This is a genomic window from Exilibacterium tricleocarpae (assembly GCF_007004655.1).
Taxonomy (GTDB): Bacteria; Pseudomonadota; Gammaproteobacteria; order Pseudomonadales; family Cellvibrionaceae; genus Exilibacterium; species Exilibacterium tricleocarpae.
In genome coordinates this window covers 1-25368 of the sequence record NZ_ML660103.1, presented here as the reverse complement: position 1 = coordinate 25368, position 25368 = coordinate 1, and the positions used below count along the sequence as shown (strand labels likewise).

20 protein-coding genes are annotated in these 25368 nt (G+C 59.1%); 5 read left to right on the top strand and 15 right to left on the bottom strand.

Going from position 1 to position 25368, the window contains the following annotated elements; all coding sequences use genetic code 11:
• Window positions 1-541: 541 nt before the first annotated feature.
• From FKG94_RS21625 to FKG94_RS21575, 11 genes are all read right to left on the bottom strand, one after another.
• The gene (locus tag FKG94_RS21625) at window positions 542-844 is read right to left on the bottom strand and encodes an urease subunit gamma (RefSeq protein ID WP_142929031.1); all 303 of its coding nucleotides are present in this window, start codon (window positions 842-844) and stop codon (window positions 542-544) included.
• A gap of 68 nt (window positions 845-912) precedes the next feature.
• The gene (locus FKG94_RS21620) at window positions 913-1800 is read right to left on the bottom strand and encodes an urease accessory protein UreD (protein ID WP_142929030.1); all 888 of its coding nucleotides are present in this window, start codon (window positions 1798-1800) and stop codon (window positions 913-915) included.
• Window positions 1784-2020 carry a hypothetical protein gene (locus FKG94_RS21615; protein WP_142929029.1) on the bottom strand — a complete coding sequence of 79 codons (237 nt, stop codon included), beginning with the start codon at window positions 2018-2020 and terminating at the stop codon, window positions 1784-1786. The genes FKG94_RS21620 and FKG94_RS21615 overlap by 17 nt, the downstream gene beginning before the upstream one ends.
• 38 nt (window positions 2021-2058) lie before the next feature.
• The gene (urtE, locus tag FKG94_RS21610; RefSeq protein ID WP_142929028.1) at window positions 2059-2754 is read right to left on the bottom strand and encodes an urea ABC transporter ATP-binding subunit UrtE; all 696 of its coding nucleotides are present in this window, start codon (window positions 2752-2754) and stop codon (window positions 2059-2061) included.
• Window positions 2751-3488 (bottom strand): urea ABC transporter ATP-binding protein UrtD, encoded by a 738-nt coding sequence (gene urtD / locus FKG94_RS21605; protein ID WP_246125328.1) that lies wholly within the window; start codon window positions 3486-3488, stop codon window positions 2751-2753. Before urtD ends, urtE begins: the two co-directional genes overlap by 4 nt.
• Before the next feature lie 122 nt (window positions 3489-3610).
• Window positions 3611-4699, bottom strand: a complete 1089-nt coding sequence (gene urtC / locus FKG94_RS21600) for an urea ABC transporter permease subunit UrtC (RefSeq protein WP_425460065.1) — start codon at window positions 4697-4699, stop codon at window positions 3611-3613.
• A 32-nt stretch (window positions 4700-4731) separates the two neighbouring features.
• The gene (gene urtB, locus FKG94_RS21595; RefSeq protein ID WP_142929027.1) at window positions 4732-6384 is read right to left on the bottom strand and encodes an urea ABC transporter permease subunit UrtB; all 1653 of its coding nucleotides are present in this window, start codon (window positions 6382-6384) and stop codon (window positions 4732-4734) included.
• A gap of 207 nt (window positions 6385-6591) precedes the next feature.
• Window positions 6592-7872 carry an urea ABC transporter substrate-binding protein gene (gene urtA / locus FKG94_RS21590; protein ID WP_218943611.1) on the bottom strand — a complete coding sequence of 427 codons (1281 nt, stop codon included), beginning with the start codon at window positions 7870-7872 and terminating at the stop codon, window positions 6592-6594.
• 82 nt (window positions 7873-7954) lie between these two features.
• A complete protein-coding gene (locus tag FKG94_RS21585) occupies window positions 7955-9121 on the bottom strand; it encodes a porin (protein ID WP_142929025.1) in 1167 nt (388 codons plus the stop codon).
• A 189-nt stretch (window positions 9122-9310) separates the two neighbouring features.
• Window positions 9311-10171, bottom strand: a complete 861-nt coding sequence (locus FKG94_RS21580) for a TIGR03915 family putative DNA repair protein (RefSeq protein WP_142929024.1) — start codon at window positions 10169-10171, stop codon at window positions 9311-9313.
• Between the two features lie 215 nt (window positions 10172-10386).
• Entirely contained in the window at window positions 10387-11646 is a 1260-nt protein-coding gene (locus tag FKG94_RS21575; RefSeq protein ID WP_142929023.1) for a putative DNA modification/repair radical SAM protein, read from the bottom strand.
• Window positions 11647-11896: 250 nt separating this feature from the next.
• On the opposite strand from FKG94_RS21575, the gene FKG94_RS21570 reads away from it, so the two are divergent.
• The 5 genes from FKG94_RS21570 to FKG94_RS21550 all read left to right on the top strand — a co-directional run bounded on the left by FKG94_RS21570 (window position 11897) and on the right by FKG94_RS21550 (window position 17979).
• The gene (locus tag FKG94_RS21570; RefSeq protein ID WP_142929022.1) at window positions 11897-13627 is read left to right on the top strand and encodes a DEAD/DEAH box helicase; all 1731 of its coding nucleotides are present in this window, start codon (window positions 11897-11899) and stop codon (window positions 13625-13627) included.
• Between the two features lie 309 nt (window positions 13628-13936).
• On the top strand, window positions 13937-15148 hold the full coding sequence (gene thrS / locus FKG94_RS21565) for a threonine--tRNA ligase (protein WP_142929021.1): 1212 nt from the start codon (window positions 13937-13939) through the stop codon (window positions 15146-15148).
• Window positions 15149-15219: 71 nt separating this feature from the next.
• Window positions 15220-15792, top strand: a complete 573-nt coding sequence (locus FKG94_RS21560) for a DNA-J related domain-containing protein (protein ID WP_179957754.1) — start codon at window positions 15220-15222, stop codon at window positions 15790-15792.
• Window positions 15793-15941: 149 nt separating this feature from the next.
• Window positions 15942-16448, top strand: a complete 507-nt coding sequence (locus tag FKG94_RS21555; protein WP_142929019.1) for a CreA family protein — start codon at window positions 15942-15944, stop codon at window positions 16446-16448.
• Between the two features lie 256 nt (window positions 16449-16704).
• Window positions 16705-17979, top strand: a complete 1275-nt coding sequence (locus FKG94_RS21550; RefSeq protein ID WP_142929018.1) for a polyhydroxyalkanoate depolymerase — start codon at window positions 16705-16707, stop codon at window positions 17977-17979.
• Window positions 17980-18024: 45 nt separating this feature from the next.
• Here the strand turns inward: FKG94_RS21550 and FKG94_RS21545 are convergent, their stop codons facing one another.
• From FKG94_RS21545 to FKG94_RS21530, 4 genes are all read right to left on the bottom strand, one after another.
• On the bottom strand, window positions 18025-18633 hold the full coding sequence (locus FKG94_RS21545) for a class I SAM-dependent methyltransferase (RefSeq protein WP_142929017.1): 609 nt from the start codon (window positions 18631-18633) through the stop codon (window positions 18025-18027).
• A 177-nt stretch (window positions 18634-18810) separates the two neighbouring features.
• Window positions 18811-20280 carry a hypothetical protein gene (locus FKG94_RS21540; RefSeq protein ID WP_142929016.1) on the bottom strand — a complete coding sequence of 490 codons (1470 nt, stop codon included), beginning with the start codon at window positions 20278-20280 and terminating at the stop codon, window positions 18811-18813.
• 93 nt (window positions 20281-20373) lie between these two features.
• On the bottom strand, window positions 20374-22800 hold the full coding sequence (locus tag FKG94_RS21535) for an ATP-dependent DNA helicase (protein WP_142929015.1): 2427 nt from the start codon (window positions 22798-22800) through the stop codon (window positions 20374-20376).
• Window position 22801: 1 nt separating this feature from the next.
• Complete coding sequence (locus tag FKG94_RS21530) at window positions 22802-24445, bottom strand: VRR-NUC domain-containing protein (protein WP_142929014.1); 1644 nt, start codon at window positions 24443-24445, stop codon at window positions 22802-22804.
• Window positions 24446-25368: the final 923 nt, after the last annotated feature.

Here is a 25368-nt window from a genome sequence, read left to right as displayed (position 1 = left end):
GAGTGTCACTTTTTAAGGGACATGGTGCCAATTGATCGGTTTGATCTAAATAGTATTTACTTTCGTAAAGGAGTGCCAATTGATCGGTCTGCCTCGGGTTGGGGCTTTCAGAAACACGTCGTGAACCCATCCATGGGGACTTCCCGACAGCATCCCTGCTGTCGAGAGTTTCTGAAAGCCCCAACCCGAGGCAGACCTACCCTCAGTGTTCTTAATCGAGACAAACACGACTGAGGAAGAAATCAATAAACTGTTGCAAACCTTCTTAAATAAGTACCATTCCAATCTAGCTCGAATGACATTTCTTTGAGCGTATTTGCACTATTTTATCGATCACCGCCCCACTACTACCGACTTCGATCAAGCGTGCTGAAGGAAGATCTGGCTCTGGCGGAAGCCTTCAGAAACTCTCGACAGCAGGGATGCTGTCGGGAAGCTCCCATGGATGGGTTCACAGCGTGTTTCTGAAGGCTTCTGCCAGAGTCAGATCTGGTCAATTAGCACAAATTTACTCAAGAAATGCCACTCCAGTCTAACCTCACTAGCTAATCGGGTTATGCACCGTAACTAACTTGGTACCATCGGGAAACGTGGCCTCAACCTGCACTTCGGGAATCAGCGCCGGCACTTCATCCATTACCTGATCGGCGCTGAGAATCTCCTTCCCGTCACTCATCAACTCGGCCACCGATTTGCCGTCGCGAGCCCCCTCCATAATTTCCAGTGTCAGGTAGGCCACAGCTTCCGGATAGTTGAGTTTCAAGCCCCGCTTAAGGCGCCGCTCGGCCAGCAGGGCGGCGGCAAACACCAACAACTTGTCTTTCTCTCTCGGTAACAGTTCCATGGAATTCACCTGCCAGTGTTGCTATCGTCAAATAACGATCAAGCTGTTCTCAAAAAAGTGTGCACCGATCAGGTGCACCAGATGCGCGGGGCGCAGGCATCGCGCCGCAACAGCAACGGGCGCAATAACTGCCACCAGGCCATAAACAGGCGCCGCGCACCGGCGGCACTGGCGCCGAGATAGCGGCCCACATAAAATCCGTTCACCAGGGTTATACTACCGGCGTCCGGCAATGCCAGCGCCGCCGGCACCTGGCGCAACGCCTGTAATTGTTCAGGTGGCACCGACGACTCGTCGACGGGTCCCGCCAACAGGAAACCGGTCACCGGCTGTCCCCCCATGCCGGCCTTGGCGGCCAAAAAGCGAGCGCGATTTTCCGCCAGCGCCAGATGATCGACAAACAGTGGACGCCCGTCGCGCGACACCTGATAGTGTTGGGTAAACGTACCACGGCGGAACCATTCTCCGCTCGCCGGCAGGCCAAAGCAAGTGATTTCCCAGGCTATACAGCGACCCTTCGACGCCAACTCTATTTGGGTATCCAGTCGCACCCGGGCGCCGTCGAAAACGATCGTCTCCATCGGCAACCATTCCAGCGCCGCGCCGTCGTCGACCCGCAGGCGGACGCTTTGGCGCTGTTCAGACAGGGCCGGCGCAGCGCGGGCGCGATAGACCCTGGCCGCCCCCGGCGTGGTCAACAGCGCACCCGCCCCCGCCTGCGCCTGCACGCTGATCTCCAGGCTGTCGCCGGAGACAATGCCCCCCGGCGGATGCAATAAGTAAATATGCGCCCAGTCAGCACCTTCCGGATAAAAAGGTTTTTGTACGTAGAGCGGGCCGCGGTGACGACAGCGACTCAGGCGCGTGGCGGGGGCGGCCGTCAGTACCAACTCCAGCGACGCCGGCCAACATTGCCCAACCGCCTCGCCGCCGGCGATGTTAACGCCCGCGGTCATCGCCACCGCCGTCGACACGGCGCCGGCGCCAGATGTGGCGAATCAACCACAGCAGCGCCAGCGCAGCAGCCCCGAGCAACCACCAAAAGCCCCCGTCGAAGCCGATAGCCGCACCGGGATGGCGAAAACTGTCAGCGTCTGTATGATGTGCCAGCGCACTAGCCGCCGGCAGCCACAGCGCCAGCCAGCAAAGTAACCTGTGTAAAGCCTTTATCGACATGATTGCTATTCCCCTCTTGTGTAGGCTGCATACCGATATCACACCGCCAGGTGCTTGGCAATTAGATCATCGTTGAGATTGTCCATCGGACCCGCGGCAACCACTCTGCCTTTTTCCAGCAGACGAAAGTCCCGGCCGACCCGTTTGGCAAAGGCTAGTTTTTGCTCGACCAGTATAACCGTCAAACCCTCGTGCCGATTGAGCTGTAGAATAATGTCGCCGATTTCCCTGACGATATTGGGCTGTATGCCCTCGTTGGGCTCGTCGAGTAACAGCACCCGGGGCTCCAGCACCAGGGCGCGCCCGATGGCGAGTTGCTGCTGCTGGCCACCGGATAAATCGCCGCCGCGCCGCCGGCGCATCTCGTCCAACACCGGAAACAACTCGAAAATCCGCGCGGGAATCTGTTTTGCTTTGTCGCGGCGGGCGCCGAGCCCCACCCGCAGATTTTCCTCCACGCTCAACAGCGGAAAAATATCGCGCCCCTGGGGCACATAACCAATCCCCGCACGGGCGCGACTGGCGGCGCTTTTGCGGGTGAAATCGGTACCGTTTAACAGCACCCGACCCGACGCAATCGGCAGCAGGCCCATCAGGCATTTCAGTAACGTGGTCTTGCCGACACCATTGCGACCCATGATACAGGTCACCGAGCCGGCCGCGATATCCAGGCCGACATCCCAGAGTATCTGGGTGCCGCCGTAGCGCTGGTTTAGCCCGGTGACGGCAATCATTGGCTGTCGCCCAGGTAGACTTCCACGACCGCCGGGTTGCTCTGCACCTGCGCCATACTGCCCTCGGCCAATACCGCCCCCTGATGCAGCACCGTTACCGTCTTGGCAATACTGCGGACAAATTCCATATCGTGTTCCACCACCACCACCGTGTGCTCACCGGCCAGCGACGTCAATAGCTGCGCCGTGCGTTCGGTCTCCTGGGCAGTCATGCCCGCCACCGGTTCGTCAATCAACAACAGGCGCGGTTCGGCAATCAGCAGCATACCGATTTCCAGCCACTGTTTCTGGCCGTGGGACAGGGCGCCCGCGGCCAGCCCGCGGCGATGGTCCAAACCGACAATCTCCAGCACCTGATCGATACGATCGCGCTGTTCGGGGGTGAGCCGTGCCAGCAGTGTCGGCCAGATGCCTTTGTTCATTTTCATCGCCAATTCAAGATTGGCGTATACCGTCTGCGCCTCGAACACACTGGGCTTTTGAAATTTACGACCGACGCCCAGGGCCGCGATGTCCGCCTCCGACCGCTCCAGCAGATTCAGGGTCTGGCCGAAAAACACCGCGCCGGCATCGGGGCGGGTCTTGCCGGTGATCACATCCATCAAGGTGGTTTTACCGGCACCGTTGGCCCCGATCAGGCAACGCAGTTCGCCATCCTCCAGATACAGGTTGAGGTCGTTAAGCGCTTTAAAGCCGTCAAAGCTGACGGTCAGGCCTTCGACATAGAGAATCATCCGATGCGATACATCGATTGCCGGTGGCACGGGTTCCAGCAGAAATGGCCAGACCTGATCGCGGCGCAGCAGTTGCCGCAAGTCTTCGAGCATGCGCGGCGCGCGGCGCCGTTGTGTGGCGTTCACGCGTCCACCGCCGCCAATCGACGCCGCCGCGATCCGAGCCGGGACAACAGGCCGGCCAGCCCTTTCGGCAGACACACGGTAACCAGCACAAACAGTGACCCGAGGGCAAACAACCAGGCTTCCGGCATCACACCGGTAAAACGGGTCTTGGCGTAGTTGACCAACAGCGCGCCGACCACAGCGCCGTAAAGTGTGCCGCGGCCGCCGACGGCTACCCACACCACCACTTCAATAGAGTTGAGCGGGGAGAACTCGCCGGGGTTGATAATTCCCACCTGCGGGACGTAGAGCGCGCCGGCCAGCGCCGCCAGCAGTGCGGAGTAAACGAACAGCCAGACCTTGTAGTCCTGGGTGCGGAAACCGAGAAAGCGGGCGCGGTCCTCGGCATCGCGAATCGCCAGGATCACCCGTCCAAACTTCGATGCCAGAATCAGCCGGCTCGCCAGATAGGCCGTCCCCAATGCCAGGGCCGAACACAACATCAGGGCCACGCGGGTGGTATCGGCCTGCAAATCGAAACCCAGTATATCTTTAAAGTCGGTCAAACCGTTGTTGCCGCCAAACCCCATTTCATTGCGAAAGAACGCCAGCATCAGCGCATAGGTCAGCGCCTGGGTCATAATCGACAGGTAGACGCCCGCCACCCGCGAGCGAAATGCCAGCCAACCAAACCCAAACGCGAGCAACCCCGGCACCAGCAACACCAGCAGCGCGGCAAGCCAGAAGTGATCGAGGCCGCACCAGTACCAGGGCAGCTCCTGCCAGTTTAAAAACACCATAAAATCCGGCAGCTCCGAATTGCCGTAGACGCCGCGATCGCCGATCTGGCGCATCAAATACATACCCATCACATAGCCGCCAAGCGCAAAAAACGCGCCGTGGCCAAGGCTCAAAATGCCACAGTAGCCCCAGATCACATCCACGGCCAGCGCCAGCAGCGCGTAACACAGGTACTTGCCCATCAAGGTGACGGTGTAAGTACTGACGTAAAAAACAGAGTCCTGCGGTAAGAGTAAATTGCACACCGAGGCATACAGGGTTACCCCAAACAACACGGCGACAAACAGCGCCGTCTGGGCGCGCAGAGTAGCGACTGTGAAAATATTGCCGCCGGTGATCACGACTGCCCCGCCCGCCCCCGCTGCGGAAACAATCCGCGCGGGCGCTTTTGTATAAACAAGATGATGAACACCAATACCAGAATATTGGCCAGTACCGCGCCGGTGGCCGGCTCCAGAAATTTATTGACGATACCGAGGGAAAAACTGCCGACCAGGGTGCCCCACAAATTGCCCACGCCGCCGAAAACAACCACCATAAACGAATCGATAATATAAGCCTGCCCCAGATTGGGGCCAACATTGGTCAACTGGCTCAAGGCCACACCGGCAATGCCGGCAATACCCGAACCCAGCCCGAATGTGAGCGCGTCGACCCAGTCGGTGCGAATGCCCATGGCTTTGGCCATCTCCCGGTTTTGCGCAACCGCCCGTACCTGCAGGCCCAGCGACGTTCGCTTCAATACCAACAACAACGCCACAAACACCAACAGTGCAAACACCAGGATATAAAGACGATTGTAAGTCAGTGAGAACACCGCGTTTAGCTCCAGCGAGCCGCTCAACCAGGACGGCGATTCAACCTGCCGGTTCAGCGGAGAAAACACGCTGCGCACCGTTTGTTGCAATAGCAGGCTGATGCCGAATGTGGCCAGCAGCGTTTCCAGCGGCCGGCCGTGCAAAAAACGGATGACCGACCGCTCAATAACAATACCTGTCGCGGCCGACACCAAAAACGCCGCCGGTACCGCTACCAGCAGCGAGTAACCGATATGGTCGGGCATCAGCAGTTGCACAACGTAGGTGGTATAGGCACCCAGCATAATCAGCTCGCCGTGGGCCATATTGATCACGCCCATCACCCCGAAAGTGATGGCCAGCCCGGTCGCCACCAGCAGCAACACCGAGCCGAGACTCAAGCCGAAAAACAGCGTCTCTAAAAATTCATAAAACTCGATGTCTGCGTGAATACTGTGCAGCACGGCCGCGGCTTTGCGAATAACCGCCGGGTCCCGGGTTGCACCGGTGTTCTCTGTGCTCTCCAGCAGCGCTGCCAGCCGATTGCGGACCACCGGTTCGAGACTGCCGTCAAGTTTGTCCAGGGCCTGCAATTGGGCCGGGATATCGGGCGAGACCAGCAGTGTATGCAGGGCCAGCGCCCGCTCGATGGTGGCGAGAATATCGGTATCGGTTTCCCGCGCTGCGGCGCTTTGCAACAGCGCTACGCTGTCGTCGTCGAGCCGGTTGAACAGGTTTGCTACCGCCGGGCGCCGCAGCGTCGGATCATCGCTGAACAGCGTCAGTCGCGCGATAGCGTCGCGCAGGCCGGACCGCACCCGGTTGCTGATTCTTATCTTTTTCAGCGCTTTCTTCTCTGCGCGCCCCAGGGGTGTTACCAGCAGGGCATCGCGGAGCTGATAGTCACCAGCCGGCGACAAGCGCGCGATCACCACCAGGCGATCGACCTTGCGGTAATATAAATCGCCGTTGAGCAGGGCTTCAAACAAAGGTACAACGGCTGTTTTACCCGCCACCTCCAGTTGCCCGACAAGGTTCGGCAATTCCTTTAATTTGACACCGGCGAGCTGCTGCGCCAGCGCCGGCAACTCGACTGCCTCACCTTCCCCATACACAGGCCGGCAAAACACGTAACCGATCAAAACCAGCACAATGGCCCATAGGGCGGTATTTTGTAAAATCTGCTTTTGCATTATTCGCTTTTGCAAGGTCATCGTTTACGGGGGCGCCGTTTTCAAGCGCACAGGGGCCGAACGGATCAACGGCTATTAGTGCTTCGACCAGAAAACAATTTCACATCGTTAGCACTGAGGTCTCGAGCAGGGGGGCGCCTGATCGAGACCGTGTCAGCTAAGGAAACCAACACCCGTTTTGGATGAAAATCTTTATCAGCCAAAGCACTAGTAATTCTGGCCGGAACACTTGGCGGTTTTGGTATTGAAATTGCCGCATTTGATCGGCGCCACCCAGTCGGCCACGATATCCCGCGAACCGGGCAGGTAATCGGACCAGGCATCGCCCGGTACCACCCACTCGGTTTCCCACACCACTTCGAACTGCCCGTCGTCCTGGATTTCACCGATCAACACCGGTTTGGACAAATGGTGATTGCGGTTCATCACCGCGGTGGTGCCGGTCAGGTTCGGCGCCGTCATACCGATCATCGCCTTTGCCACCGTGTCCACTGCGGTAGTGCCGGCTTTTTCAACCGCCGCCGCCCACAAATTGAAACCGATGTAAGTCGCCTCCATAGGATCGTTGGTCACCCGCTTGTCGTCCTTGATATAGGCTTTCCACTGTTTGATAAAATCGGCATTGGCAGCACTCTCGACACTTTGAAAGTAGTTCCAGGCCGCGAGATGGCCGACCAGGGGCTTGGTATCTATGCCCGACAGCTCCTCCTCACCTACCGAAAAGGCCACCACGGGGATATCCTCGGCAGCTATACCCTGGTTACCCAGCTCTTTGTAGAAAGGCACGTTGGCATCGCCATTGATGGTGGAAACCACTGCGGTTTTCTTGCCGGCACCGCCGAACTTTTTGATCTCGGCAACAATGCTCTGCCAGTCGGAATGCCCGAAAGGCGTGTAGTTGATCATGATGTCCTTCTCACTGACGCCGCTGGCTTTCAAGTAAGCCTCGAGAATTTTATTGGTAGTGCGCGGGTACACGTAGTCGGTCCCGGCGAGCACCCAGCGCTCCACTTCCAATTCCTGCTTTAAATAGTCGACGGCGGGAATCGCCTGCTGATTGGGCGCCGCGCCGGTGTAGAAGACATTTTTCGAGGATTCCTCTCCCTCGTACTGCACCGGGTAAAACAGCAGGCCGTTAAGCTCTTCGACGACTGGCAGAACCGACTTTCGCGATACCGACGTCCAGCAACCGAAAATCACATCCACCTGGTGCTTGGTCAGCAGCTCTCGAGTTTTTTCGGCGAACAACGGCCAGTTGGAAGCCGGGTCCACCACCACGGCCTCGAGTTTTTTACCGAGCAGCCCGCCCTTTTTATTTTGCGCCTCCACCATCATCAAGACAGTGTCTTTCAGCGTCGTCTCACTGATTGCCATGGTGCCCGACAGCGAGTGAAGCACACCGACTTTGATGGTGTCGGCGGCACAGACAACGACGCTGAGTAGACAGCTCGATAGTGCCACCGCCATCTTTGAGGCCAGCTTATTCAGTTTCGTGGCTAGTTTCTTCGGTTTTATAGCCCAGTTGTTCGGTTTCATAGAAAGTCCCCTGATAATCGACTAAAAAAGATATCTAAATCTGCCACTGCACACCGAAGGAGAAACTGTCGACGTCGGCGCCCGGGTAACCGGTGATATTGGCGTCGCCACTGCTGTAATTGAAGTTGAGACGCGCGTTGTGGCCGGATATCACATAGTTCAGCCCGACCTCGGTCAAGTCGCTGTCAGCGGCGTCGGTCGGGCTGTTTTCCACTACCCGCACATAAGGCTGCAACTTGCCGACGCCCGTTTCCTGTGCAAACAGATAAGCCGCCGTGACAAAGTAGGAATCGCCGTCAAACAGGCAAAAACATCCGCCACCGCCGGCCGGCAGTGTGGCGAGGGTGAAGTCGGCATCGAAGTCTTTATACTCAGCCTCCACCGTCACCACAGCGCCGCTATCCAGAGCGGTTTCCGACAACAGATCGACGGTATAGCCGCTGAAATCTCCCGATTCGGCAAAACTGCCGGTAGCGCCGGACTGGCTCTGGAAACTGAGCCCGAGTGTCAACACATTGCCGAGACCGCCGTAGTAGGTACTGCTGGTGTAATAGGCGGGGTTATCCTCCATATTGAGGAAGTTGTAGGCGAACCGGCCCGCAAACAGCAGCTCATCGTCGTGATTGCCGAACCCCTGCACACCATCGAACGCACCGATCGCATACTGAAACTTGCCTGCCGCCCCCCACAGCGTAATACCGTCGTCGCGGCCATAGGTACCCGCCGCGCCACCCTGGTCGGACGGATACAGCGGCTGGGTGTATTGATTCCAGGTAAGTCCGTAGAAAGGGCCGTTCATTTCGATGCGGTCGGCCGGGGTCAGCATACGCCCCACCCACAGGTTGAACCCTTTGGAGAATTCAAATTGGGCAATGGCATCGAGCACATCTACCGGGCCATCGGAAAAGATTTCATCGGTATTGAAGGTAAACTTGATATTTTCGTGGAGCTGGCCGCTGAAATAGAGGCGCATATTCTGCACGTCGAAATCATTGCTGCGGGCATCGCCGCTCGGCGCGCCGTCTTCGACCGATGTGTAAGCGGCGCGCAGTCCCGCACCCACACTGATCCAGCGGGTATCATCCAGGTCCAGCCGCTTGCCCGCCGCGACGGGACCGGCGACCATCGACAGACAAACCAACCCCGCACTCGCCGCCAAAGTCGGCAGGGACCTCAGACCACGGTGTTTATTATTGTGCATGCCCAGCCCTCTATTGTTGGAATTCGCCGGTCATTATTCAGCACGGAGGCAGTGGCGCCTATTCGTTCAATGGCGCAAGGGGCTACGTTATTTGACGTAGTTGATAGAGATAGTGGGTGGATGATGCCTGAGCAGCTTCAACACCACCCGGATACCAAGATCGGCGCCGGCGTCGCTTGCACGGCGGCTCTACCTGTTACGCAAGCGCTGCTGCTGGGCGCGCAGATACTGCGATTGCACGGCTTTGCCGGGCGTCTGCGAGTAACCGTCGTCGAGCATCTTATCTACCCGGCGTTGGGCATCGCGCTGAAGTTCGCCAATCAACGGTGCCTCGGGTAAGTTGCGCCAGTATTTTTTCGGCATTTCCGCCTGCATGGCTTTCAGTTTCAACCGCGCGGGATTGAAAATGCTCTTGTAATATTGCAGCCACAACTGCTCAATATCATCACCGGTATCGCGCCGCCGTTGCGCGCCCGCGGTCAACGTCAGTTGTTGCAGGTCCCAATGCGCGCAGGCCCGGGGTGTCAAAATGGACCAGCGCATGGTGGTAAACCGTTTGACAAAGAAAGGGGCCAGCGCCGGCAGGATAAGGTGCTGCGGTTCAAACCAGGCGATAAAATGCGCGGCGTGCTCACCGCTGCCCAATTCGGTCTCCAGGCGTTGAAACCTGACGAACGCTTTCATTTTATGCTTGTCCCGGGCCACCGACTTTTGCATTCTATACAGGCAGGCCACCTGATCATCCACTTTCAGATCCAGCAGGCGTCGGTCCTCAAATACCAGCCGCCAAGCCAGCCGGTAGAGCATGGACCAGCGCCGCTCGTCGTCAAAACACGCCACCTCCTCGGCCAGGGCTAAAAAGCGCTGCGGCACTTTAGGGCTGGCATCTCGAACCGGCAAGCTCAGGAAATCCCCCGCGCCGGCGCCAAAGTCCAAAACCGCCTGGCCTGCCTGGCGCCAGGCGATCTGCTCCGGCACCACCGCCCGCTTCAACAGTTCCCGCGCCTGTTGGCGCCACCGGGCAAAGCTGTCAACCTCGAGAACAAACATGGTAAACACCTTGGCGACAATACATGTCCTGCCGATAACCTTGACGATGTAAGCCCTTAATACAAATCCTTAAAAGGCTACCGGTGATTAATATCACGCGCTTTCAGGCACCTGAAACGTCCGGCCTAGGCACCGGTTATAGCACGTCGGCGAAGCACTACTCCGGCGGCACTTCAACCCTCACCTCGCGACGCCCGGCAGGTATAAAACATGGTCTAGCTAAATAACGTCAATTGCGGCGACGCCCCGCGCATAAAGCGCTGTTTCAAATCCTGGTCTTCCAGCACCGTCAGGGAGGGATGATGATCTGCAGTTTCAACAAACGGGGCAATTTTCCCGGTCGATAAACCGCACTTGGCCAGGTCTTTAAAGCGCAAGCTGGAGAATTGCCGCGCCTGTACGATCCGCCCCGCACCGATGGCGCCGATACCCGGCACCCGCAACAATGTCTCCAACGGTGCCCGGTTGACATTGACCGGAAACAGGTCGCGGTGACGCAGCGCCCAGGCGAGCTTCGGGTCGACATCCAGGTCCAGCATACCGGTGCCGGAGCGGTCGGTCTCGACAATTTCACCAATACCGAATCCGTAAAACCGCAACAGCCAGTCGGCCTGATACAGGCGGTGTTCCCGCAACAACGGCGGCGGCCTGGCCGGTAGCGTCTGCGCGGCATCGGGAATGGGGCTAAACGCCGAATAGTAGACGCGGCGCATATCGTAAGTGCGGTAGAGGTTGTGCGAGAGGCTGAGGATATCGCTGTCGGTGGAGTCGTCCGCGCCGACAATCATTTGCGTGCTCTGGCCGGCGGGGGAGTAGTGAAATGTAGAAGCGGCGGCCCGTCGCCGGCGCCGCCGGTGGCGACTTTCTTTCGCTTCATCGATATGTTCGCGCACTTGTCCCATGGACTTGCGGATGGTCAGCAGACTTTTTTCCGGCGCGAAACGCGCCAGCGAATGCACCGAGGGCAGCTCGATATTGATACTCAAACGGTCGGCATAGAGACCGGCCTGCTCGATCAGTGCGGGGCTGGCGTCGGGAATGGTCTTTAAATGAATATAGCCGCGAAAATCATGCGTTTCCCGCAAGCAGCGGGCGACCCGTACCAGTTGCTCCATGGTGTAATCCGCCGAACGGATAATGCCTGAACTCAGAAACAGCCCCTCGATATAGTTGCGCTTATAAAAGTCCAGAGTCAGGTCGACAACCTCCTCGACACTGAAGCGGGCCCGCTGCACATTGCTGGATGCCCGGTTGATACAGTAGCTGCACTCGTAGATACAAAAGTTGGTCAGCAACAGTTTCAGCAGCGAGATACAGCGGCCGTCCGGCGCGTAGCTGTGACAGATGCCCATGCCGGTGGTGGAACCGACCCCCCTGCCGCCGCTCGAATCCCGTTTCACCGACCCGCTGCTGGCGCAGGAAGCATCATACTTCGCCGCATCCGCCAGGATGGTCAGTTTGCGCAGACGGTTCATAACTCCTCCCGGGCTTTCAGTTAACGCGCTTTACAATAACTGTATTAATATACAGTACAAGAGAGAAAAATCCACCCTCTAGCGCGCCAAATATAATTGCCCGGCAAAAGACTGGCCGTCACACCGGGCCTGACGGCTTCAATTTAACCAGACATAACCTGCCGCCTGCGGTATACTACCGCCGCTTTTTTACACTGCGACCCAGCCCGCCTGCATTACCGCGTTTTGCTCGCCCCATTTGGACCCGTAAATGAACAATACAGAGACCGTTGCCATTGGCTTCGACGCGCTCGGCCTCGCCGATGCCCTGCTGCCCGCGCTGCGCAAAATCGGCTATGAAATGCCCTCGCCGATACAGGCGCGCACCATCCCGCCGCTGCTGGCGGGCCGCGACCTGCTGGGCCAGGCGCAGACCGGTACCGGCAAGACTGCCGCGTTCGCCCTGCCACTGCTGTCGAAGATCGATATCGCCGACCCGGCCACCCAGGGCCTGATTCTGGCCCCCACCCGGGAGCTGGCTATACAAGTGGCCGAAGCCTGCCAGTCCTACGCCAGCCATATGCGCGATTTTCATGTGGTGCCGATCTATGGCGGCGCCGATTACCGCGGCCAGATCAAACAGTTGCGCCGCGGCGCCCAACTGGTGGTGGGCACCCCGGGCAGGGTGATGGACCATATGCGCCGCGGTACCCTGGACCTGTCCCGTATCCGCCACCTGGTGCTGGACGAGGCCGATGAAATGCTGCGTATGGGCTTTATCGACGACGTCGAATGGATTCTCGAGCAAACCCCCGCGCAGCGCCAGACAGCTCTGTTCTCCGCCACCATGCCGAGTGCGATCAAACGCATCGCCAAAGCGCATCTGCGCGAGCCGGAAGAAATCACCATCAAGGTCAAGACCGCAACCACCGAGCGCATCGCCCAGCGCTATTGGACGGTCACCGGTGTCAATAAGCTCGATGCCCTGACCCGCATCCTGGAGGCCGAGGACTTCGATGCGGTGATCATTTTCGTGCGCACCAAGATCGCCACCCAGGAACTGGCGGAACGGCTGCGGGCCCGGGGTTACGGCGCCGCCCCGCTCAACGGCGATATCGCCCAGAGCCAGCGCGAGCAAACGCTGAATCAGTTGAAAGCCGGCAAGGTCGATATTCTGGTGGCCACCGATGTCGCCGCCCGCGGCCTCGATGTGGACCGTATCACCCATGTGATCAACTACGATATTCCCTATGACACCGAAGCCTATATCCACCGCATTGGGCGCACCGGGCGGGCCGGTCGCAACGGCGAGGCCATTTTGTTTGTGGCGCCGCGGGAAAAGCGCCTGCTGCGGGCCATCGAAAAAGCGACCAATAAAAGTATTACGCCGATGTCGCTACCTTCCACGGCGGATATCAACCAGAAACGGATCGCCGATTTCAAACAGCGCATTACCGAGACGGTGACCAGCGAGCAGCTGGATGAGTTTATGCCACTGATCGAGGACGTGGTGGAGGAACAGCAGTTAAATCCCCTGCACGTCGCCGCCGCCCTGGCCCTGATCGCCCAGGATGGAACACCGTTGCTGCTGAAGGAGCTGCCCGCACGCCCCAAACGCACTCGGGAAGACGGCGACGGCCGCGGCGGGGACAACCGCCGCGCACCGGCTGAACGCCCACTGGAGAAAGATATGGACCGCTACCGGCTCGATGTGGGCCGCGACCACGGCGCCAAACCGGGCCATATCGTCGGCTGTATTGCCAACGAAGCGGACCTCGACAGCCAGTATATCGGCCATATTGCCATCCATGACCGCTACGCCACGGTGGACCTGCCCAAGGGCATGCCGAAGGAAATTCTGGCGATACTGAAAAAAGCCCGTGTCGCCGGGCGGCCGCTCAACCTGCGCAAATGGCAGGCGGAGAACCCGCGCGCCGCGGCCAAACCCCGCGCCAGGCCGAAAAAGAAAAAAACCGGCGAACACAGCGGCGAGCGCCGTTGACAGGGCCGGTGTATTGCGATAACTTTTTAGCTCGTAAACAAACAGCCTTAGGCTTACGAATAGATGGACTAGGCTTACGAACAACTCCTAAGCTTACCGGTAAAAAATTTTAAACCTTATGAACTTATCAATAGCTCGTCAATTCACCACCACTACCACCACCGGAGCCGTGTTTGGAGGGTAGTGGATAGGTTGAATTGACCAGTTAACTGAAAACCCTCTGAGCGAAAGCCAGAGGGTTTTTCTTTATCGACGCCTCCGGTTTTTGCGACGGGCACTCGCTAACGTTAAAACCAAAGAGGCATAATCATGTTACAGTCCAGTCATATCGAGGGCGACCACCGGCAAATCGGTAAGCGCCTGGATTTATTTCACTTCGATGCCGCAGCACCGGGCATGGTGTTTTGGCGCCCCAGGGGTTGGCAGCTTTATCGCACCATCGAGCAGCATATCCGCGCGCATTACCGCGCCGGCGGTTTTCATGAAATCAAGACACCGCAATTGCTGAAGCGGGAGCTTTGGCAGCAGTCCGGCCACTGGGACAAGTTTGCCGACAACATGTTTGTCGGCGGCGCACTGGCGGCGTCGCAACCCGCTGAGTACGCCCTCAAACCCATGTCCTGCCCGGCCCATATTATGTCGTTCAAACACGGAGTGCACAGCTACCGCAAGCTGCCTTACCGGCTCTTTGAATTTGGCCTGGTCCACAGAAACGAGGCCTCGGGCGCTCTTAGCGGCTGTATGCGACTGCGCCAGTTCACCCAGGACGACGCCCATGTGTTTTGCAGTTGGGAGCATGTGACAGCGGAGGTGCGGGCTTTTTTCGACCGGGTAACAAAGGTCTACCGCGCTTACGGCTACGATCAGTTGAGTGTCAAACTGTCGACCCGACCGCAACAGAGCCTTGGCAGCGCAGCCCTGTGGCGCCGCGCCGAACAGCTCCTGGCCGACGCCAGCGCCGGTGCCGGCCTGGCCCCGCAAACGCAGATCGGCGAAGGCGCCTTCTACGGCCCCAAGCTGGAGCTGAGTCTGAGCGACGGCCAGGGGCGCCAGTGGCAATGCGGCACCATCCAGCTAGACTTCAATTTGCCGGTAAAATTCGGCCTGCGCTACCGCGATGCGGCGCCCGAGCAGACGCCTGTCATTTTGCACCAGGCGATCCTCGGGTCGCTGGAGCGCTGGGTGGGGATTATGTTGGAAGCCAGCGGTGGCGCACTGCCGTTTTGGGTGGCCCCGGTGCAGGTGGCGGTTGCCAACGTCGACCGGGAGTCGCTATCCTACGTCGAACAATTGTCCCGGGAACTGGAAACACGGGCGTTCAGGGTCGAAAACGCGTTTGGCGAGGAGAGCCTGGGCCGTAAAATTCGCCGTTTAACGCAACTGCGCGTACCGGTGTTACTGCTGGCGGGCGCCCGGGAACAACGCCAGGCAATCGTCAAGGTACGCCGGGCCGGCGCCCGCGACAACCACACGGTCGAACGCAGTGCTGTGGTTGACTACCTGGAGAAACTGGCTGAATAAACGAGGGCACCATCGATAGTTACGAGCCACCCGAGACGCAAACCCATGCCCCCGCAGGCGCACAGCAACCGTTGACTACAGCGGTGCTGGCGCACTGTCGCCGACTGATACGGAACTATCTGGAGCAACGGCGCCGGTGCGCCGAATATGAACTGGTGCAACTGCTGGTGGCGGAGAAGGTTTATCCATGGGCCGGCGACAGCACGCTGGCCCTGTTTCAAAAGCACTTTATCGTGCAACACAGCCTGTACGAACTGCGACAGCATTTTTCCACCCGCAAACTGTGGCTCCATATCGCGCCGGTCGAGATTTCCCTGGCTGCCGCCGAGGACGCTGAGACTAAAACGCTCAATGTCGCGGCACAGCAGCAGGTGGCTGACTTTTATCTGGACCTGGCAAACTTTTACACAGCTACGCCGGATACAGTGGCAGACTATCTCCAGCGTTTTTGGCGTCGTTTTGAAAAAACCGAAGCGGTCAGCGACCCTTACGCCACCCTCGGCCTCGAAGGCGCCGAACCCTGGCCGCGGGTGCAGCGACGGTTTCGCGAGTTGGCAGCGCGCACGCATCCCGACAAGGGCGGCAACGCCGAGACCTTCGCCGCCGTAAAAGCCGCCTACGACGCACTGAAGGCCAGTCGGTAAACACCAGGCAAAATCTCCCATAGTCACCCCACCCCGATACGCCTCCCCCCAAGCATCATGCGAAGTCCAAGCCATAAAACAGGTTGGTAGTCTAAACCTGACCACTACAGTATAGTTTGATCAATCAGAGGCTTGTCGAGGTTTACCGTATGATTGCAGTTGGACCCGGTGTGATAATTGCCGCGTTGCTATTGTTTAGCACCGTGCTATCGGCCGAGCAGATCGGCAGTGTGGACACTAAATTCAGGCTGTTGTCGCCTGATGATTCCATCAGGCTCGAAGTTTTCGACGATCCGAAGATAGCGGGTGTGGCTTGTTATCTGAGTCGGGCCAAGACCGGTGGCTATAAGGGTGCTATCGGCGTGGCAGAGGATACGTCGGATGCTTCACTCGATTGTCGCCAAGTCGGACCCATCGTTATCCAGGGCAGCTTAGAGTATGGCGAACCCGTATTTCGCGAGCGACGATCGCTCATTTTCAAAAAGCTGCAAGTCGTGCGGTTTTGCGATACCAAACGTAACAGCGTTGTTTACCTGGTTTACAGCGAGCGGGTTATTGAAGGTTCACCAAAAAACTCTGTATCTGCCGTGCCGATCGCCCCTTGGAGCCCGGGTACCGGTGAAGCCTCAATGGCGCGCTGCGAGTATGGCCGCTAGCCTGGAACCGTGCATCGACACAGTACAATTCGAAGCAGGCCCACAGAAGCCCCATAAAGCAGTAGCCAAGACCCCAGATAAGGGCTTGCGGAGAGACCTCCCACGAAAGGTTTGCGCACAACGACAAAGATTGCCATACTCACCCTTGTTTTGTTGCAGTGCAGCATAAACCGGAGTCCCAGTTGACTTCTTGACCCAACTGCCCATGCGCCAAAACGGTGCATTTTGATTTTGGGGCATAGCCGGATAATTGCCTATGCTTTACCACCTTTATGAACTCAGTCACGCGGCTGTGCGGCCGCTGCGGGTGTTGGCCAAGACCAACGCCAATCTGCTCAGCCTGCCCTTTAACCCCGCCGCCTACTCGGTACCAGGTCGCTTTTCGGCCGCCACCAGTAACTTCTTTCTGTCTGTGACCCGCCGCTACGGCAAACCCGATTGGGGCATAGACCAGACCCGCATCAACGGTTACCCGGTGCGGGTCAAAGAGAAAGTGGTTTGGGAAAATGACTTCTGCCGCCTGCTCCACTTCAAGCGTAAAAAGAAAGATCTGCTGGCCGCCCACGGACACCGGCGCTACGATCCGCGGGTATTGCTGGTGGCGCCGCTGTCCGGCCACTACGCCACACTGCTGCGCGGCACCGTGGAGGCAATGCTGCCGGAGCACGAGGTCTATGTCACCGATTGGGAGGATGCCCGCAATGTCCCGGTGGGGTTGGGCCGTTTCGATCTCAACGACTATGTCGACTACGTTATCGACATGCTGCATCACCTCGGACCCGCGGCCCATGTGATCGGCATTTGCCAACCCGGGCCGCCGGTGCTGGCCGCGGTCTCTCTGATGGCCGCAGCGCAAGACCCGAATCGACCCGCCACCATGACGTTTATGGGGTCGCCCATCGATACCCGCCGCTCGCCGACGGTGCCTAACAAGCTGGCCATGGAGCGCTCCTACGCCTGGTTTGAGCAAAATATGATTTACAGTGTGCCATGGCCCAACCCCGGTGTGATGCGCCGCGTCTATCCGGGGTTTCTGCAACTGGGCGGGTTTATCACCATGAACCCGCGCTCGCATCTGGAGGCCCACGAAGATTATTTCAACCACCTGGTGGAGGGTGACTGCGACAGTATTCAAAAACACCGCGAGTTCTACGACGAGTACCTGGCAGTGCTGGACCTCACCGAGGAGTTTTACCTGCAGACTATTCGCGAGGTGTTTCAGGATCACCACCTGGCTCGCGGCGTGTTTCGACACCGTGGCGAACTGGTGCAGCCCGGCGCCATTACCGACGTGGCACTGATGACGGTGGAAGGGGAAAAGGACGATATTTCCGGCATCGGCCAAACCCAGGCGGCACACGATCTGTGTGGCAATATTCCCGCCGCCAAACGCTTTGATTATGTGCAGCCGGGGGTGGGCCACTACGGCGTTTTCAACGGCCGCCGTTTTCGCAGTGAAGTGCAGCCGCGCCTGCGCGATTTTATCCGCTCCCACTTCGACTGGAAACGAGAGGCCGACTACCGCGGTTGAGGCCCCGGCTCTGAGTAGTCAGACCGCAGCAATCACAACCGCAGGTCATACCTCCAGGATCAGGCCCGAGGTATTGTGCGGCGCCGGCACGTGCCAGGCCTGGTAATCGGCCTCGAGTTTGTCGACGCAGCGCTGCGCCACGGTGCGGAAAGTCGGCCGCCCCGGATCGCTCAACACGATCCGCCCAACGCCGGCCTGATGTGCCCGCCGCACCAGATTGAACAGCGGATCGACCATGGAATCCCAAAAACAGATATCCGCCCCGATCACCATATCAAACCGGGACAGGTCGACCCGCCTGACGTTTTCGTAACGGCTGCGCCAGGTCTCCACTTTTACGCCGTTGATATCGGCATGGTGCAACAGGTACGGAAATACCGAGGCGTCGGCATCGAGCGACGTGACACGGGCGGCGAAGTGTTTTGCGCAAAAAATCCCACCAAGGCCCCAGCCGCAGCCGATTTCCAGTATCTTCAACCGTTGCCTGGGGCGGCTCTCCTGCAGGTAGTCCATCAGCAAAAAGCTGGATTTCCAAAATTTATTGCCGTGAATTTCAGCAGCGCCGGTCTCTTGCCGCAGGCGCCGAATATCTTTGTGGTTGTTTTTGAGAATCGTCAGACCGAAGGCTTCACGGGCGTTGCCGCTGCTTGTCATAAAAACTGCTCTGCTTGAAGTGATCGGAATACCCGCCGGGCAAAGGACTGTATTCTACACCGCGCTGTGGCAGATAAGTAAATACGCTATGGTAGGGAGGTAATTGTTACAGTCATATTACGCGGATTTTGCCCGTCCCCCGATCACTATCCAAACGAGGAAAATCTGCGGGGTGCTTTAGCCGCTTGAAAACTTATAATGCAGCGTAACCGCCGAGCTGCGGGTGGCGGCCTCATCGACAATGGCGGGGCGGAACTGAATAGCTTTGATTTCTTCCCGCGCCCGCGAGGGTATCCGCACCCCGTCGTCGCGCTGGGTAAACTCGATGCGGGCGGCCCTGCCCAGCGCATCGACATCGAGCGAGGCAGTCGCCTGCACCAGTCGCCGCTGGGTCGGCAACAGCAGACTGGCGCCCGGGTAACTGACGCCGCGCAACGCCGGCACCCAACTGACGAATTGCATAGCGCTGCCCGGCGATGACTCACTGTCACCCGGGCCGGCGGGCGTATCGGGCAGCGGCGAGAAAACCGGCGCCGGCAGCGCCGCCGGGCGACTGAAAAATTGGCGCAGCGCCGCCGGTTCAAGGCCGAGCGCCAGCAACTGCCGATGGGCGCCGTTGTACTGCTGCACGGCTTTTTTTACTGAACCATAACTGATCGACTGCCGCACCACACTGCCGCGCAGATAGGTGGAACGCGTAAAGCTTCTGACCCGTGCCGACAGCAGTTCCCAGTCGGCCAGGTAAACCAGCGTCATAGCCTCAGCCTGCGCCGCGGTCGGTCGCAACGACTGCCCGTAAATGGACTGGATGCGCTGTAGCGCCTGGCGCCCACTCTGCAAGTGCCGGTTCACTTCCGCCGTATCAGTATCGATCCGGTTTTCGAAAAGCCCGCTGCGATCGCGCGGAACCCGCTGCAAATCGGACTCCCGCAGCAGCGCATTGGCTTTCACATCCCGTGCCAGCGCCAGCGCCAGGTAGTAGTGGGACAACGCCAAGCGGTAGAGCACGGGCACCAGGCGGGGATCGTCCAGGTTGCCGTACTGCCGTTGGGCCGCCCTGAGCGCCAGTTGATTGATCTCATTGGCGCGCCGCAGGTGAGTGTGGCGTTGGGCCGCCGCGTCCAGACCCACCACCGCCAGATGCCAGTCACTGATCCGCCCCAGGCCCCCGGCATAATCCAGACGCTCACCGCGGGAGAACGCCTGGCGATAGAGCCAGGTCATGTGGCCGTAGCCATCGTTGGCGCGGTCCCAGCGCCCGGCACTTTGATCCACCGTCACCAATGCCTGTAACAGGGGAATCTGGCGACTGGAATACAGCCCTTCGTTGATACGGGTCAGGTGAATCGCCCGCCGGTAAGCCCTGCCGGCACCCCGGTAATCGCCCTGCTGCGCCAAGGTCGCGGCCAGTCCTTGCAGCGGCTCACTCAGGTCCGCAGCATAGGGTCCGAACTCGGATTCAATCTCGGCAATCGCCGTGTGGTAGTAAGCGGGCGGTGTCTGCTGGGGTTCCTGTTGATCGTCCCCTTGGACCGCCGCCACCGCGAGCGCGGCCTGACACAGCCACAGTAAACAGCCGCCAAGGACCGCGGCCCCAAACCGGTTGGGTGTCGAGCAATCGCGGTCCGGTAGGGAAAATCTGCTCATACTGACTGCATCAGTCCGCTGGTTTGTGTACGGCGGCCGGTTCTTACCATTTCGGTTTTCCATGCACTGTAGAGTCCGCCCGCCGCGATTAATTCAATCGCGGTTGTGGCTCCCATCGCCGCTGTCGTCACACCAGAAACCGGCCAGTGCCGCCTCGAGCTGCGTCTGGTCGCGACAGCGCTGCGGGTGCCAGTGCCCGGGAAACAAGTGCCGGTAAAAGGGTTCACTGAAACGGTGGTCCGCCAGCAGGATTATACCCCGGTCGGTCTCCCGCCGGATCACCCGCCCGGCGGTCTGCAATACCCGCGTCATACCCGGGTAGCGGTAGGCATAGTCGAAGCCGTCCAGTCCTTCGCCCTGGTAATAGTCCCGGATCAGTTGCCGCTGCGGATTAATCTGCGGCAAACCTACCCCCACTGCGATGACGCCGGTCAACCGATCGCCCACGTAGTCCACCGCCTCGCCGTAGATACCACCCGTGATGGCGAACCCTACAGTGGCGCCGGCACCCTCGAAATGAGCCAGAAACCGGGCCCGGGACGCGTCGCTGGCAGCCGGCGCCTGCCTGACGACCGCCGTATCGGGGTAGCGTGCGACAAAACCCGCAAACACCTGATCGAGGTACTGATAGGAGGGAAAAAACACCAGGTAGTTGCCCCGGCGGGACTGGCAGGCCGCCGCAATCAACAGCACAATCCCCTCCACCCCGGCAGCGCGGTGTCTATAGCGGGTATCGATGTACTCGCAGACAAAAACCCCCTGCTGGTCGGGGGTAAACGGCGACGGCAGGGTCAGGTAACCGGTCTGCGGTTGCAGGCCCAATACCCGGCGGAAAAAAAACGCCGGCCGCAAGGTGCCGGAAAACAGCACACCGCCATGAAACCGCGCATAGATATCGGTCAAAAAGCGGCTCGCATCCAGGCACTTGCGGGTCACGCAGATATCACCCCGGCGCGCCGGCTGCCGTTCCGTCACGGTGCGATAAACGGTGTCCTCCAGCGCATCCACCTTCAGATAGCGGTAGATTTCCGGCACCCACTCACCGAAGGCATCTGGAAAACGCACGCCCTGTTGCGACAACAGGTCGATAACAGCTTTCACCTTCTCGACGGCGCGAGTCAGGGTCTGGGGCTTTTCGGCAGTCACGGAGGTGCCGGCCGGCAGCGGCTTCGCCCAGCGACTGATGGCGCGGGCCACACCTTTGACCGCGCGCTCCAGGCGGGGGTGAGAGGATTTACACAGCAGTGCGATACGCTGCACATCAGCGCGGGAAAACTGCACCGAGTACATATCCCGCGATCGCTCGACCAGGTTGTGGGCCTCGTCCACCAGCAGGCCGATGCGGTGCTCGCCGGCGCCGCTCTGGCGAGACTTATTGTGCGGCAACTCTTTATTCCAGCCCCCGGAATCGCGAAAATAGGTGAGACCCACCAGCGGATCAAAGACATAGTTGAAATCGGCTACCACAAACTGCACCCAGGGCAGTAACTGCAACGACAACTCGAACGGACACAGCCGGTGTTCAGCGGCGCTGCGGCGCACGGCGGCGCTGTCGATAACGTCCTGTTCCAGCAGTGCCCGCCGCGCCGTCGGCAGTCGGTCGTAAAATCCGAGCAGCAGCGGACAGTTGCCCTCGCCATCGCGCTCGCAGCCGCCGTTGCGACACTCGCAGATATCGTTTTTGGCCTGCAACACCAGCGCGGTCATCTGCAGGCCGCCACGGCGCAACAACGCCAGGCAGTCTGCCACCACCGCCCGCCCCTGTTTCTTGGCGGTCAGGTAAGTTACTTGATCGATATGTTTCTCACCCATGACCTTAACAGCCGGGAACACACTGCTGACAGTCTTGCCAATACCCGTGGGCGCCTCGGCCAGCAAGCTGTCGCTGTCGCGCAGGCTGCGGAACACTGCGACGGCGAGCTGGCGCTGGCCGCGGCGGTAGTCCGGAAACGGAAACGCCAGCCGGGCGGCGCTGTCGAGCATTTGCGCACGCCGGCGCGCGATCAACTCGTGCCAGTCCAGGTAGGCGTCGATCAGGGGCAGACAGAACGCCTCCAGGGCAGCGCGGTCGGCAGTCTGCTGTTGCCGGTGCACCCGATCCGCCAGCAGGTCGTACCAAACCATGCCCAGGTCCAGGGTGGCAGGCGCCTCGTTGTGTTGCCGAAGATAGCAGTAGCCGTAGACCTTAAGCTGCGACCAGTGCAGAAAGCGCTGACTGTCGGCCAGCTCCGCCGGCGGACTGTAGGTCGTTTTTATCTCTTCCAGCAATGGCGGCGTGTGCTGCGGATGCAGCAAGTCCAGCCGCCCACCGAGCCGCAGCCGGTACCCGCGGCGCTCGATAGTGACCTCGACGGGGTATTCGGCGAGACTCTCCGCGGGTCGTTGTTTTTGCAAACGACTGTGTGCCTTGATTCCTTCCTGGGCACTCGGCCCTGCCGCCGCCGACGACAGCAAGTCGCCGCGCCGGCAGGTAAACTCCACCAACTGCCTGACCGACAGCGCCAGGGTGTCGGCGGGCATATCAGGCACAGTCACCCCACTCGACCGCCAGCACCCGGTGGGCAATGTTGTGTTCAGCAAAGAAACACATCCAGCGCAGCTGATTTTTTTGCAGGCGGTCCCCCGGCCCTTTTACTTCCACCAGCTCATAGCCGCTGTCCGGGGGAAATAGCACCAGGTCCGGCAGCCCGGCGCGATTGTTGCGCAGCTCGGCCAGTTGGCGGCGAAAGATTTTCTCCCAGTGGGCGGCGGGAATGCGTGTCAGGGCGAGATCAATCAGTTCCTCCGACAGGTATTGCCAGGCCACCAGCGGGTTGGCAATACCGCGCTTGTGCCGGAAGTTGCGCTTTACGGTATCGGTAAACGCCGGGCCGGACAACTGTTCAAAGCGCGCCTGCAGCAACTCTGCCCGGGCGATGTGAAAGTCTGGCTCGTAAAAATCCCCGGGCGCCGTCTGGAAGGGATTGAAAAACGCGCCGGCCACCGGTGCAAACACAATATCCCAGATAAACAGGCCGAGTACGCCATTGAACAGTGTGTTTTCGACATAGAAGCAGCGTCCTTCAGCGGCCAGGTACTCCGCCGCCGCCCATTCCACCGATGCCGGCCCGGCTGCCAGCACGACGGTTTTGGTGGGCACCTGGTAAGCCGGCGGCTGGGGCCAGTCATCGCCGTGGCGGCGGGCGATACGGTAACCGAAGGCGCCGGCAAATGTCAGCTCTTCCTCGCTGCGGGGCGCCGCCAGTATATCGCGGCAAAACGCCAGGGCCGCCGCCGGCCGGCCCTGCTTCGCGGCCAGGCGGGCACGCCGCTCCCGCGCCGGGGGGCGCTCGCAGGCGCGATAGAGCATGTCGGCCTGATCCAGGGCATCGAGCCGCTCCAACTGCCGGGCCAGTGTCAAGGTCAGGCGGTCCAGGCGCCGGCTCAGGGTTTTGTCGGCACGGTCTTTGGCGGGCAAACCGGCATGGAAGTCGACCAGGGTATCGGCGTCCGCACCGATGACGGTATCGAGCTGCTCTGCACAGCGGTAATACTGGAGGTGGCGCTCTATCTGGGCGCGGGACTGAAACAGTAAATGCCGCTGTTCGAGCGAATAGCGTTCGTAGGTCTGCAGCCCGAGGTCGCGCAGCACATAGTCGGTCAGGTCCTGGCGCAGGTTGCCGAAGTAGCAGAGTTTGAACGTCGTGAACGCCTCCTCGCCGTTGATCCGGTATACGGTGTCGGCCCCGGACAGGCGCAGCCCCACGGATTCTGCTTGTACCAGCAGCGCCTTTTCCAAAGCGCCCCGCCCCAGGGTCCTGAATGTTTTTAGTTCCCCACGCTCCACACACAACGCCAGCAACTCGGCCTTGGAAAAAAGCGGCACCAATACCGCGGGTTCGACAACCGGGTCGATGTCCAGCAGGCCGGCACCGGCCAGTATCTGCGCCGCGGTTTCTATCGAGTCGATTTCGCTGTAGCTCAGTTTACTGCGGCGAAATAATTGCCCTTTTCTGGACAGTAAGCGCACATAGAGTTTTTGCGCGTCGGGGTCGACGGACTGGAAACTGTCGTAAAACGTTTTTTCCCCCGGGGACAGCAAACTCGTGTACCGGTCTGCAACGAAATTCACCAGCGACAAAAAATTGGATAGATAGTAATCGGGAGGCAGATCAACGGCTTTCATTTTCTGGCTAACAGACGGGATGTGGAGCCGGCATGAGATTGTCCTCTATCCGAAAACGGTATTATCGGGATTTTTCGGCGGAAATGAAACCAGTGCTCTGGCCGGACAATATTTTCACCGCGGTGGCACTTGAGTCTCACCGGGCTATTCTCCCATTGAGGCCGGCCCAGTTTAAAGACACCAAACTGCTTTTCGGTGAGAAGATTTAGTGGTCAATACACCAGCTTATGTATTTGGAGGGACTTTAGTTTTTGGTTGATGCGAAGTTTATGCCTCGGAAGCCGGCCCTTGCCGAAAGCCGGGGTTATGGGTTCGGGACACGCGTAAACCCGTCCATGGGGCTTTCTTCGGCATCCATGCCTCAGAAAGTCCCGAACCCATAACCCCGACTTTCGACAAGGACCTACCACCCCAGTGACGGTAATATCAGTACACAAGTGATTGGCACTTCCTTCACAAAGTTTGTGCCATTCATCGAGCCCCGCGCTATCTTTACTGATCTCGATCAAAATACCGGTGGTAGGTCTGCCGCTGGGTGGAGCTTTCAGAAACTCTCGACAGCAGGGATGCTGTCGTGAAGCCCCCAGGGATGGGTTTACGGCGTGTTTCTGAAAGCTCCACCCAGCGGCAGACCGGTCAATTGGCACAGTCTTGCTTAAAGAAATATCGTTCTTGACTGGGACTTTTTTTAATAAAAAGAGTATCGGCAAGGCACTTCAAGTAACGCCGGACCAGAAAGGGTGGCAGAAATTGGAGAAAAACAGCACGGCCGTCAGTCAATAGCAGCAATAACTGCTAGGGCCTGTTCACACTAATTTTGATAGAATGTGCGCCTATGGAAATCACGAAAGCACAATTCAAAATTATTGAACATCTCCTGCCAATACAGAGGGGAAATGTAAAAATACCGAACATACAGGTGA